This window comes from Kitasatospora sp. NPDC001132 (assembly GCF_053598415.1).
This window is the reverse complement of record NZ_JBSFKF010000004.1, coordinates 236,651-249,209: the sequence shown is the minus strand read 5'-3', so window position 1 is coordinate 249,209 and position 12,559 is coordinate 236,651. Positions and strand designations below refer to the sequence as shown.

Below are 12,559 nucleotides of genomic sequence, written 5' to 3'. Positions count from 1 at the left end.
GATGTTGTCCGCCGGGCCTCCGGCGGGCAACGCCCTAGCCCTGGGGCGCGGTCGTCTTGGTGCTCGGGGTCCGGGTGGGCTTCGCCGAGGTGTGGCCGGCCGTCGGCTTGGTGGACGAGGTCGGGGTCGCCGTCGGCGCGGGGGTCGGGGCGGTCGAGGCCGTCGGCGTCGGGGTGGGGGTCGGGGTCGGCGCCGCGGCGGGCTGACCCGGTGCGGCGCCGGCCAGTGCGCCCGCGATCTCCTTCTCCAGCCACGGGGTGACGAACCGCATGCCGGCCCGGGTGAGGTGCACCCCGTCGTTGGCCGGGGAGACCAGGTGGCCCTCCTTGTCCTTCCAGGCGCAGGTCTCGTACGGGCAGTAGAAGGCGTTGAGGTCGAGCAGCCGGACGGCGCCGCCGGAGGCCTTCACGAAGTCGCCGATCTGCTGGTTGTAGCAGGTGCCCCAGGTCTTGTTGATGGCGCCGTTCTCGACCCGCTCGTTCATCAGCAGCACCTGGGCGCCCTGGGCGCGGCGGCGGATCTGGTCCACGGCCTGGGAGAGCCGGACGCCGTAGCGGGTCCGGTAGTCCTCGTCGCACGGGTTGAGCCAGCTGCCGTCGAGGTACTGCTCGGCGGCGTCCCAGCCGAGGTGGACCACCACGGCCTGCGGCCCGGCGCCGAGCTGCCGGTCCCAGGCGGCGTTCCGGTCGCGGCACTCCTGGCTGGTTTCGAACTCCTCCCGGGAGGTGGTGCGCACCTTCTCCGGGCCGAACACCCCGCACCCGCTGATCCCGCCGTCGACGACGCGGTAGCGGTCCCCCTGCCGGTACAGGCCGGTGGAGAGGTCCTGGGAGAAGGAGTCGCCGAGCAGCAGGACCATCGGCTTGCCGTCCGGCCCGGACTTCATGTCGTGCGTGACCCAGGCGGGCAGGTACCAGGCGCCGGTGGTGGCCACCGCGGCGGTGACGGCCACCAGCGGGACGGCCGGGAAGGCCCGCCAGCGCAGCACCCGCAGCTTCTCGGTGCCGGTGTGCAGCAGCCAGGCCAGGACCCAGGAGACGGGTGCGCCGATGGCCAGCAGCTTCTTCGGCGAGATGTCGTCGACGTAGTGCTGGAGCAGCCAGTACACCGGCAGGTGGAGCAGGTAGAGGCTGTAGGAGATGGTGCCGGTGAGCCGCAGCGGGGGCAGCGACATCAGCCACACCAGCGGTCCCCGCTCCTGGCACAGCGAGACGGTGAGGACGGCGGCGAGGGCCGCGACCACGGCCAGCCCGCCCTGGTAGAGCCACGGTTCGTGGTAGGTGCCGACGGCGAGGCTGGCCCACACCAGGCCGCCGAGCGCCGCGGTGCCGACCAGGGTGGGCAGCACGGGGCCGGCCGGCAGGCGCAGGCGGGGGCGCGGCCCGCCGGTGCCGTCGGGGGCCCCGGCGCGCACCTTGCGGCGCAGCCACAGGTACACCCCGAAGGCGGCGGTGGCGCCGGCCGCGAAGCCGACCGCGCGGGTCTCGGTGCCGAGGTAGAGGCGGTCGCTGTTGTGGCCGTTCCACAGCAGCGGGGCGACCAGCGCGGCGGCGACGAACAGTCCGGCGGTGGCGAAGCCGGCCGCGCGCACGGAGCGGCGGCAGATCCCGTAGACGGCGAGCAGCAGCAGCGGCCAGAGGGCGTAGAACTGCTCGGTGATGCTGAGCGACCACATGGCCGCGAGCGGGTCGATCGACTCGAAGTGCTGCCAGTAGGCGTCACCGCGCGACAGCTGGGCCCAGTTGGCGATCTGGGCGAGCGCGGCCAGGGCCTGCGGGCGGAGGTCCCTGACGTCCCGTAGCGGACTGACCAGGGCGGACAGCCCCACCACCAGGATGATGGTGGCGAACAGGCCGGGCAGCAGCCGCTTGGCCCGGCGGCGGTAGAAGACGCCGAGCCGGATGCCGTCGGTGCGGTCCAGCTCGCGGACCAGCACCAGGGTGACCAGGAAGCCGGAGAGGACGAAGAAGACGTCCACGCCGAACAGGCCGTTCTGGAACCAGTTGGTGTGGTACAGCAGCACCGAGGCGATGGCCAGGCCGCGCAGGCCGTCCACCGCCTTGAAGCGGACGGACGGCGGCAGCGGTCCGCGGGGCTCCGGGACCGGTGCGGGGATCGCGTAGCGGCTGGTGGCGGGGGCTTCGACGCCCCTGCTCCTGCGCATGTCCTGGAGCGTGGGCCCGCTCGCGGGCGCGCCGATGCCGGGCCCGTCGTCCATGTGGTCTGTTCCCCCGGGGTCGATCGACTGTCGCGACGTGTCCATGGGCACGTCTTGATCTGTGGTTTATATCAAAAGACGTCTGCTGATCGTCCGTCGGTCACCGGCCGGGAACACGGCCGGTGACCCCGGAAGGCGCCCCGGGGCCGGGTCAGAACGCCATGGTGTAGACCATCAGGTCCATTCCCGGGTACGGGGCCCAGTCCCGCTCGGGCGTGCGGCGGAAGCCCGTCCGCTCGTAGACGCGGTGGGCGGTGGTCATCTCCGGGCGGGTGGAGAAGGCCATGCCGGCCAGGCCGAGTTCGTGGCTGCGGGCGACGGCGGCGCGGACCAGGGCCTCGCCGACGCCGCGGCCGCGGGCGGCGGGGGCGGTGGCGAGCATCCGGATCTCGCCCTCCCGCGGGGTGGCGATGTCCGCCCACTCGGTGCCGCCGACGGCGAAGGTCACGCAGCCGAGGACCCCGGCTCCGGCCGCGTCGACGGCGACCAGCAGCTCGGCCTCCCGGGCCCGGCGCTCCGAGTCGCGCAGCAGCTCGACGTAGCTGCCCGTGGGGTTGGTGAAACCGTCGCCGACGAAGGCCTCGACGGTGATCCGGCCGGCGTCGGCGAGGTCCTCGGGGAGGGCCTGGCGGATGAGGAAGTCCATCGGGCCAGTGTGCCGGAGCCCGGTGCGGGGCGGCTCTGCGGGGTCGAACGGGCCCGGCGGGCGGCAGGGCGGGCGGCAGGGCGGACGGCCCGACGGCCCGCTGGACGGCCGGCCGGGAGGCCCGCCGGGGAGGGCGGCCGTCAGTCCTCCCCGAACGCCAGGTGCCCGACCCCGTTCCAGCCGTCCGGCCGCAGCCGCCCGTCCTGGGCCCGCCAGAGGCTGGTGGAGCAGTTGTGCACCGGCCCGAGCGCGGTGAGCTGGTCCTCGGTGAGCCGGTCCAGCGCGTAGCGGAGCATCAGCACCGTGCAGTCGTGGGCGACCAGCAGGACGGGCCGTCCGGCCTCCTCCTCGCAGAGGTCCCGCAGCAGGCTGCGCACCCGCAGCGCGACGTCGGCCCAGGACTCGCCGCCCGGCGGGCGGTAGTACAGCTCGCCCATCTTGCGCCGCCGGGCCGCCTCCTCCGGGTGCTTGGCCTCGATCGCGGCCTTGGGCAGCATCTCCAGGACGCCGAGCTCGCGGTCGCGCAGCCGCTCGTCGTAGCGGACGGCCAGGGTGACCGGGACGGCGCCGAGCCCGGCGGCCTGGGCGAGCGCGATCCGGGCGGTCTCGGCGGTGCGCACGTACGGCGAGCACCAGACGCTGCGCGGGCGGTCGGCGCTGGGCAGAGCGGCCCACCAGTGGCCGAGCGCCTGGGCCTGCCGCCGGCCGTTCAGCGACAGCGGGATGTCGGCGTCGCGGCAGCTGATCGGGACGCTGAGGGCGCCGACGGCCTCGGCGAGCTGGAACTCGACGTTGGCGGTGGACTCCCCGTGCCGGGTGGCGATCAGCACGGACGGCAGCCGGCCGGCCGTCGGCGGGCGGTGGGCGGCGGCGTGCTGCCCGTGAACGCCGGTGTGCTGGCCGTGGCCGGCGCCGTGCTGGCCCGGGGCGGTGCCGTGCTGGCCCTGCGTGGTGGCGTGGTGGTGCTGGCTCTGGGTGGACTGGTGCTGGCCGTTGAGGGTGGTGCCGAGTTCTGCCATGGCCGCGAGCTCCCCGTGGTCGATCAGGTCCCGGCCGGATGCCGGTCCGGTCTGGTGGTGCCCGGCGTGCACGCCTGTTCATACATATGATCGCGCCGCCTTCTCCAGTGTTCACGGAGAAGGCGGCGCGATCACAGGGCGCGTACCGCGCCAATCAGTGCGCCGCTACGGGCTCCGGCGCGTTCTTCAGCTCGTCGTCGCCGGCTTCGGCGCTGTAGTCGGACGGCTTGGTCTCGTCCGGGAGCTCCGGCGCCTTGGCCGCCCGCAGCACCAGGGTGAGCACCACGGAGACGATCAGGTTGAGCGCGAAGGCGGTCAGGCCGATGTAGCCGATCTCGCCGATGCCGGGGATCTCGGCCGAGTTGCCGCCGAAGTGCTTGGTGGCGGGGCTGGCGATCCCGTACGCCTTCCAGGTGCCGTACACCATGCCGGCCGCCCAGCCGGCGAACAGCGCCCAGTGGTGGAACCAGCGGGTGAACAGGCCGCCGACGATCGACACGAAGGTCTGCAGGATCCACAGGCCGCCCAGCAGCTGGAGGTTGATCGCGGCCTGCTTGTCCATGCCGAGCACGAAGACCAGCGCGCCGACCTTCACCAGCAGCGAGACCAGCTTGGCGACCCGGGTCTCGTCGGCGGGGGTGGCGGCGGGCTTGAGCCACTCCTTGTAGACGTTGCGGGTGAACAGGTTGGCCGCCGCGATGGACATGATGGCGGCCGGCACCAGCGCGCCGATGCCGATCGCGGCGAAGGCCACGCCGGTGAACCAGTCCGGGAACATGTTCGCGAACAGCTGGGGCACCGACAGCTGGGAGTTGTAGCCCTTGACGCCCTTGCCGACGCCCGCCGCGACCGCCATGAAGCCGAGCAGCGCCAGCAGGCCCAGCATCAGCGAGTAGGCGGGCATGATCGCCATGTTGCGGCGCACGGTGTTGCGGGACTTGGAGGCCAGCACGCCGGTCACCGAGTGCGGGTACATGAACAGCGCCATCGCCGAGCCGAGGGCGAGCGTGGCGTACGTCCACTGCTTGTTCTCGGGGATGGTCAGCGAGCCGGCCTTGGCCTCCTTGAAGTGCTGGGCGGTGGCTTCGAAGATGTGCCCGTAGCCGCCGAGCCGGATCGGGATGTAGATCACCGCGACGATGATCACGATGTAGACCAGGGCGTCCTTGACGAAGGCGATCAGCGCCGGGGCGCGCAGGCCGGAGGAGTAGGTGTAGGCGGCCAGCACGCCGAAGGCGATGAACAGCGGCAGGTCCTTGACGAACCAGTTGGCGTTCTCCCCACCGCCGACCCCCAGCACGTCCAACACGGCCTGGATGCCCACGAGTTGCAGGGCGATGTACGGCATGGTGGCCAGGATGCCGGTGAGCGCGACCACCAGCGACAGCGGCCGCGAGCCGTACCGGCCGCGCACGAAGTCGGCCGGGGTCACGTAGCCGTGCACCCGGGAGACCGACCAGAGCCGGGGCAGGAAGAGGAAGACCAGCGGGTAGGCGATGATCGTGTACGGCACCGCGAAGAAGCCGGCCGCGCCGGTCGCGTACACCGCCGCCGGGACGGCGACGAAGGTGTACGCGGTGTAGAGGTCGCCGCCGAGCAGGAACCAGGTCACCCAGGTGCCGAAGCTGCGCCCGCCCAGGCCCCACTCGTCCAGGTGCGCCGCGTTGTCCGCGCGGCGCCAGCGCGAGGCGAGGAAGCCCATCACCGTGACCAGGGCGAAGAACAGCACGAAGACCACGAGGGCCGGCACGTTGACGTCCTTCATCGCGCACCGCCCTTCCGGGCCGCCTTGCGGGCCTTCTCGTCCCGGTTGATCAGCAGGTAGGCGGCGACGGTGAACACGGCCGACACCGGCACCCAGAGCAGCTGGTACCAGTAGAAGAACGGCATGCCGGCCGCCGCCGGGTCGCTCTTGTCGTACGAGGACACCCAGAGCATCGCGACGATCGGCACGAGCAGGGCCAGGCCGGCCAGCACCCGTTCGGGCGTCACCGCCGGGACGGGCCTCCCGGCTGGCTCGGGCATGACATCTTCGACGGTGAGGGGATCAGACGGCATCTTCGGCTCCGCTCCGGAGGGTTCCCCGTCGGCGCCGCAGCCCGGTCGGCGCCGAGCGCCGTACGGGCCCGCCGAGCAGCACCATCGGTGATCGGCAGTCAGGTCTGTACGGCTGCGCAATCTAGAGCATGGGGTGATCCATGTCACCGGAATTGACGCAACTTCCCACCAGTCGGACGCGAGCGGCCGATGTCCGCCGTCGGGGCGGCGGAAATGCGGCGGAAATGCGGCGGAAGCGCGGCGGAGGCACGGCGGGAGCGCGGCGGAGGTACGGCGGAGAGGCGCAGCCGGCGCGGGACCCGGAGAGGCCGTCACGGAACGCGAAGGGCACCGGCGCGCGGGTCGCGCGCGCCGGTGCCCGAAGTGCGGTGGGGGGGGTGCGGCTACTCCGGACGCTTCAGCCGGGTGATGAACTTGTAGCGGTCCCCGCGGTAGATCGAGCGGACCCACTCGACCGGCTCGCCCTCGGCGTCGAAGGAGTGCCGGGAGAGCTGGAGCATCGGCAGGCCGAGGTCGGAGCCGAGCAGGCCGGCCTCGCGCGGGTTGGCCAGGGTGGTCTCGATGGTCTCCTCGGCCTCGGCCACGGTGACCCCGTACACCTCGCGCAGCGCCGCGTAGAGCGAGTTGTGCTTGGCCAGGTTGCGGCGCAGGGCCGGGAAGCGCTTGGCGGACAGGTGGGCGACCTCGATGGCCATCGGGTCGCCGTTGGCCAGCCGCAGGCGCTCGATCCGCAGCACCCGGCCGCCCGGCTTGATGTCGAGCAGCGGAGCGAGCCGGTCGTCGGCGGTGATGTAGCCGATCTCGATCAGCCGGGACGCGGGCTCCAGGCCCTGGGCGCGCATGTCCTCGGTGTAGGAGGTCAGCTGGAGGGCCTGGGCGACCTTGGGCTTGGCGACGAAGGTGCCCTTGCCCTGGATGCGCTCCAGACGGCCCTCGACGACCAGCTCCTGGAGGGCCTGGCGCACGGTGGTGCGCGAGGTGTCGAACTGGGCGGCCAGCGCCCGCTCGGGCGGCACCGGGGTGCCGGCGGGCTGGGTCTCGGTGAGCTGCAGCAGGTGCCGCTTCAGGCCGTAGTACTTGGGGACGCGCGCGGTCGGATCGGTTCCGGCCTGCGTCGGGAGGTTGTTCACCTCGGGGTCGTTGACCTGGGCGGTGGATCCCCCGTCGCTGCTCATCGGACCTGTTCTCCCGCTTCTCGCGAGGTCCTCGCTGACCCCGCCTCATCGTTAACGGCTCACATCGTTGCATGTATGGCTACGGAACGAATACCTCATCACGCGATGAACGATGTGCGGTGTCGGCTTGATAACGGGTGGTCGAGAACGGTCGAACAGCCGTTGACAGGCCCATTGGTCTAGGCCAAGCTCCAGGCAGCTGGTCTACACCACTAGGCCGGTAACTATGAATCCCCCACCCGTTCGAAGGGTCCGCGGCACCATTCCCCCCGCTTTGTGTGGGTCTGCCGCTGCCGCCCGACGGGGGCAACCCAGGCATCCCTCAGGAGGATGGCGTGAAGCGTCAGCTCATCGCGGCGGTCGGCGTCGCAGCAATGGTCGTCGGTGTGGCGGCTTGCGGCTCGGACGACAAGAAGGAGGGCGGTTCCTCCTCGGCGGCCAAGAACTACGACGGCAAGACCCTCACCGTGTGGCTGATGGACGGCTCGGCCCCCAAGGGCTGGGAGGACAGCGTCAAGGCGGACTTCGCCGCCGCCTACCCGGGTGCCAAGCTGGAGATCCAGACCCAGAAGTGGAACGGCATCGGCCAGAAGGTCACCGCCGCCCTCTCCGAGGGTTCGGTGGACGTCCTGGAGATCGGCAACACCCAGACCGCGGGTTACGCGGCCACCGGTGGTCTGCTCGACATCACCAAGGACAAGGCCGACCTGGGCGGCGCCGACTGGGCCGCCAACCTGAGCGAGTCCTCGATCATCGAGGGCAAGCAGTACGCCGCCCCGTGGTACTTCACCAACCGCGTGGTGACCTACAACAAGGACATCTGGACCAAGGCCGGCATCGCCGCCCCGCCGAAGACCCTGGACGAGCTGTACCAGGACCTGGACAAGGTCAAGGCCGTCCCCGGCGTCAACGACGCCCTCTACATGCCGGGCCAGGAGTGGTACGTCTACTTCGGCCTGCTGCAGAGCGAGGGCGGCAAGCTCGCCAAGAAGGACGGCGACAAGTGGGTCGGCGGCCTGTCGAGCCCCGAGGGCCAGAAGGCGTTCGAGACCTACAAGAAGCTGCAGAGCTACTCGGCCACCGCCCCGAAGGACAAGGACGAGGCCACCCCGCAGCAGAAGGACGTCTTCGCCAAGGGTGACATCGGCACCATCATCGGCCTCGGCTGGGAGGTCCCGAAGCCCGAGGAGCTGGCGGCCGACAAGATCGGTTACTTCGCCCTCCCCGGCAAGACCGCGGACAAGCCGTCCAGCGTCTTCCTCGGCGGCTCGAACCTGGCGATCGCCCAGCAGAGCAAGAACCCCGAGCTCGCCAAGGGCTTCCTGAAGATCGCCATGAGCGACAAGAACGAGGGCATGATCGCCTCGTCCGGCCTCATCCCGAACAAGGTCGCGCTCAACGACAAGGTCACCGGCGACTTCGCCAAGGCCGCCCTGCCGGCCTCCGCCAACGGTGCGACCACCCCGAACGTCCCGACCTGGACCAACGTCGAGAACGAGCCGAACCCGATCAAGGACTTCCTGACCTCGGCGCTGACCGGCGACTACGCCGCCGCGGCCAAGAAGGCCGACGACGAGATCGCGAAGCGTCTCAACCAGAAGCAGTAAGGCAGTCGAGCGGCGTCGCTCACCGGCTCCCGGCGGGGGGCCGGTGGGCGGCGCCTTCCGTCGTGGTCGGGTTTGCAAGGAAGAGAGAGCGATGGCTGCGCAGTCGGAACGGGTGCAGACACAGTCCCCGGAGCCAACGAAGTCCGTGGTGGCGTCCACGCCCACCACCCCCGGTGCCGAGCGCACCCCGAGCAGGGGCGGCAGACCGTCGGACGGGCCCGGCGTGGCGTCCAGGTTCGCCCCGTACCTGCTGCTGCTGCCGGCCATCGCGGTGACCCTCGTCCTGCTGCTCTGGCCGTTGGTCGAGACGGCCGTGGTGTCGTTCCAGAACCTCAACAAGCGGCAGTTCATCCAGCACCTGACCGAGTGGAACGGCTTCGGCAACTACACGGACCAGCTCTCCGGCTCGGAGTTCTGGACGATCACCCTGCGCACGGTGGTCTTCACGGCGGTCAACGTCGTGCTGATCATGGTGTTCGGCACGCTGATCGGCCTGCTGCTCAACACCCTCGGCAAGTGGATGCGGCTGGCGCTCTCGGTCGCCCTGCTGCTGGCCTGGGCGATGCCGGTGGTCGCCGCGACCACCGTCTACACCTGGCTCTTCGACCAGAACTTCGGCGTCGTCAACTGGTTCCTGGACAAGCTGGGCTGGCACTCCATGGCCCACTTCAACTGGACCGGCGGCCAGTACTCCACCTTCTTCGTGATCATCCTGCTGATCGTGTGGCAGTCGGTCCCGTTCGTGGCGTTCAACATGTACGCGGGCCTGACCACGATCCCCAAGGAGCTCTACGAGGCCGCCCGGATGGACGGCGCCGGCTCGGGCAAGATCTGGAGCGCGGTGATCTTCCCGATCATGAAGCCCTTCCTCCTGGCCACGACCTTCCTGGAGGTCATCTGGGTGTTCAAGGCCTTCACCCAGGTCTACCTGATCAACAAGGGCGGGCCGGACGGCCTGACCCGCACCCTGCCGGTGCACGCCTTCCTCGAGGGCATCGGCTCCCAGCGCTTCGGCGTCGGCTCCGCGATCGCGGTGCTCACCATCCTGATGCTGGCCGCGCTGATGGCCTACTACTTCCGCATCATTCTCAAGCAGGAGGACGAGCTGTGAGGCGCTCGCTCATCGGACGCACCTGGCCGAACCTGATCGCGGTCGTCCTCTTCGTCTTCTTCCTGTTCCCCGTCTACTGGATGTTCACGACGGCGTTCAAGCAGAACAAGGACATCGTCAGCCGGGACCCCGTCTTCCTGCCGCTGAACGGCACGTTCGAGCACTTCGACCGCGCCGTGCACGTCCCGCACTTCTGGACGTACGTCACCAACAGCCTGATCGTCACCGTCGGCGCGGTGCTCGGCTCGCTGGTGATCGCCACCCTGGCCGCCTTCGCGATCGCCCGGATGCGCTTCCGCGGCCGCAAGGGCTTCGTCCTGGTCGTGATGGCCGCCCAGATGGCGCCCTGGGAGGTCATGGTCATCGCGGCGTACCTGATCGTCCGCGACAACGACATGCTCAACAGCCTGGTGCCGCTGACCGCCTTCTACCTGATGATGGTGCTGCCCTTCACGATCTGGACGCTGCGCGGCTTCATCGCCGCCGTGCCGAAGGAACTGGAGGAGTCGGCCATGGTGGACGGCTGCACCCGCACCCAGGCCTTCGTGAAGGTGATCTTCCCGCTGCTCGCCCCCGGCCTGATGTCGACCTCGCTGTTCGGCTTCATCACCGCGTGGAACGAGTTCCCGCTGGTCAACATGCTGAACAAGAAGGAGGCGGCGCAGACCCTCCCGCTCTGGCTGTCCTCGTTCCAGACCGCGTTCGGCACCGACTGGGGCGCGACCATGGCCGCGTCGACCCTGTTCGCCGTACCGATCCTGATCCTGTTCATCTTCCTGCAGCGCAAGGCGGTCAACGGACTGACCGACGGCGCCGTGAAGGGCTGAGTCCACGTGAGCATCCTCGTTCCCACCGTGCCGGACAGCGACCAGCTGCACCGCGACGCCCTGACCGTCCTCCAGCCCGGCTTCGTCGGCACCGAGCCGCCGGAGTGGCTGCGCCGCCACCTCGCCGCGGGCCTCGGCTCGGTCGCGCTGTTCGACCGCAACGTGGTCGACCTCGGCCAGCTGTCCGCGCTCACCGGGGCGCTGCGCGCCGAGAACCCCGACCTGCTGATCGCCATCGACGAGGAGAGCGGTGACGTCACCCGGCTGGAGGCGGGCTCCGGCTCGTCCTGGCCCGGCAACCTCGCGCTCGGCGCGATCGACGACCCGGTGCTGACCCGGGACGTCGCCCGCGAGCTGGGCCGGGCGCTGGCCGCGGCCGGCGTCAACTACAACTGGGCGCCCACCGCGGACGTCAACTCCAACCCGCGCAACCCGGTCATCGGGGTCCGCTCCTTCGGCGCCGACCCCGAGCTGTGCGCCCGGCACACCGCCGCCTGGGTCGAGGGCCTGCAGTCGGCCGGCGTGGCCGCCTGCTCCAAGCACTTCCCGGGCCACGGCGACACCGCGGTGGACTCGCACCACGGTCTGCCGGTCATCGACGTCGACCTGGACGTGCTGCGGGCCCGCGACCTGATCCCCTTCCAGGCGGCGATCGCGGCCGGCACCAAGGCCGTGATGACCGCCCACATCATGATCCCGGCGCTGGACCCGAAGCTGCCCGCCACCCTGAGCCCGGCCGTGCTGCGCGACCTGCTGCGGGCGGCCCCGGCCGACGGCGGCCTGGGCTACCAGGGCCTGATCGTCAGCGACGCCATCGAGATGGGCGCCATCGCCGACACCTTCGGGATGGGCGAGGGCACCGTGCTGGCCCTGGCGGCCGGCGCGGACGCGATCTGCGTCGGCGGCGGGCTCGCCGACGAGGAGACCGTGCTGATGCTGCGCGACGCCATCGTGGCGGGCGTGCGCTCCGGCCGGCTGGCCGAGGAGCGACTGGCGGACGCCGCCGAGCGGGTCCGGGCGCTGGGCAGTTGGGGCCGGATCGCGGCCCAGGGCGAGCGGATCGAGCCGGACCTGGCGGTCGGCCTGCGGGCCGCGCGCCGGGCGCTCCGGGTGGTCCGGGCGCCGGGCCTGGCGGTGCCCCCGGTGAGCGAGCGCCCGTACGTGGCCTCGTTCTCGGACGAGCCGAACATCGCGGTCGGCGACGTCACCCCGTGGGGTGTGGCCGGCATGCTGGCCGACCGCTTCCCCGGCACCCGCACCCGCGAGGTGTCGGCGGCCGAGGCCGCGCCGGAGCTGCTGGACGCCCTGGTCGGCGAGCTGGTGGCCGGCGCCGAGGGCCGCCGCCTGGTGCTGGTGGTCCGGGACGCGCACCGGCACGCCTGGATGTCCGCCGCGCTGGGCCGCCTGGTGGCGGCCAGGCCGGACGCCGCCGTGGTCGAGATGGGCCTGCCCCAGTCCGAACCGGTCGGCGCCCTCCACATCGCCACCCACGGCGCCGCCCGGGTCTGCGGACTGGCGGCCGTGGAGGTCCTCACCGGACAGCCGGGAGCGGTCGGCTGAACCGACCGACGAGGCGTCACCGGCCGTGTCCGGTGGGCGTCGGCCCACGGGCCCGCCATGCGCATGTCGCATGGCGGGCCCGTTCCGTTTCCCCGGCGTCGACCTGCGGATCCTCCGGGTGACCGTGTTCCCTCAAGCAGGCCTTAAATCCACCTTAAGATTCACTTGGGGTGACGGAACGGCGACTGGCCGCCACGCGGTACAACAGCTCTGCAACGGCCGCCCCGAGTAGTGCTTTTGGTCGTTGACACCACCTATGGTCTAGGCCAGAGTCCAGTCATCCGGTTCGAGATTCAACCTCGCCGGATGTGGTATCGGCCCTCCCCGAAGCTCTTCGC

Annotated in this window: 10 protein-coding genes; 4 read left to right on the top strand and 6 right to left on the bottom strand. The window is 71.0% G+C overall.

Features of this window, described 5'->3' with window-relative positions:
* Positions 1 to 34 precede the first annotated feature (34 nt).
* The 6 genes from ACWDBE_RS08035 to ACWDBE_RS08010 form a co-directional block, all read right to left on the bottom strand.
* On the bottom strand, positions 35 to 2,263 hold the full coding sequence (locus ACWDBE_RS08035) for an acyltransferase family protein (RefSeq protein WP_449807518.1): 2,229 nt from the start codon (positions 2,261 to 2,263) through the stop codon (positions 35 to 37).
* A gap of 106 nt (positions 2,264 to 2,369) precedes the next feature.
* Complete coding sequence (locus ACWDBE_RS08030) at positions 2,370 to 2,864, bottom strand: GNAT family N-acetyltransferase (protein WP_449790009.1); 495 nt, start codon at positions 2,862 to 2,864, stop codon at positions 2,370 to 2,372.
* A gap of 140 nt (positions 2,865 to 3,004) precedes the next feature.
* On the bottom strand, positions 3,005 to 3,883 hold the full coding sequence (locus tag ACWDBE_RS08025; protein ID WP_449807517.1) for a histidine phosphatase family protein: 879 nt from the start codon (positions 3,881 to 3,883) through the stop codon (positions 3,005 to 3,007).
* A gap of 154 nt (positions 3,884 to 4,037) precedes the next feature.
* Positions 4,038 to 5,648 carry a monocarboxylate uptake permease MctP gene (gene mctP / locus ACWDBE_RS08020; protein ID WP_449790007.1) on the bottom strand — a complete coding sequence of 537 codons (1,611 nt, stop codon included), beginning with the start codon at positions 5,646 to 5,648 and terminating at the stop codon, positions 4,038 to 4,040.
* Positions 5,645 to 5,908 (bottom strand): DUF3311 domain-containing protein, encoded by a 264-nt coding sequence (locus ACWDBE_RS08015; protein ID WP_392873290.1) that lies wholly within the window; start codon positions 5,906 to 5,908, stop codon positions 5,645 to 5,647. Before ACWDBE_RS08015 ends, mctP begins: the two co-directional genes overlap by 4 nt.
* A 416-nt stretch (positions 5,909 to 6,324) precedes the next feature.
* Positions 6,325 to 7,116, bottom strand: a complete 792-nt coding sequence (locus ACWDBE_RS08010) for a GntR family transcriptional regulator (RefSeq protein WP_449790006.1) — start codon at positions 7,114 to 7,116, stop codon at positions 6,325 to 6,327.
* 335 nt (positions 7,117 to 7,451) lie between these two features.
* On the opposite strand from ACWDBE_RS08010, the gene ACWDBE_RS08005 reads away from it, so the two are divergent.
* The 4 genes from ACWDBE_RS08005 to ACWDBE_RS07990 all read left to right on the top strand — a co-directional run bounded on the left by ACWDBE_RS08005 (position 7,452) and on the right by ACWDBE_RS07990 (position 12,221).
* Complete coding sequence (locus tag ACWDBE_RS08005; protein WP_449790005.1) at positions 7,452 to 8,723, top strand: extracellular solute-binding protein; 1,272 nt, start codon at positions 7,452 to 7,454, stop codon at positions 8,721 to 8,723.
* A gap of 91 nt (positions 8,724 to 8,814) precedes the next feature.
* Positions 8,815 to 9,834, top strand: coding sequence for a carbohydrate ABC transporter permease (locus ACWDBE_RS08000; protein ID WP_449790004.1), 1,020 nt, complete (start codon positions 8,815 to 8,817; stop codon positions 9,832 to 9,834).
* The gene (locus ACWDBE_RS07995; protein WP_392873278.1) at positions 9,831 to 10,661 is read left to right on the top strand and encodes a carbohydrate ABC transporter permease; all 831 of its coding nucleotides are present in this window, start codon (positions 9,831 to 9,833) and stop codon (positions 10,659 to 10,661) included. Before ACWDBE_RS08000 ends, ACWDBE_RS07995 begins: the two co-directional genes overlap by 4 nt.
* Positions 10,662 to 10,667: 6 nt before the next feature.
* Positions 10,668 to 12,221 (top strand): glycoside hydrolase family 3 protein, encoded by a 1,554-nt coding sequence (locus ACWDBE_RS07990; RefSeq protein ID WP_449790003.1) that lies wholly within the window; start codon positions 10,668 to 10,670, stop codon positions 12,219 to 12,221.
* Positions 12,222 to 12,559: the final 338 nt, after the last annotated feature.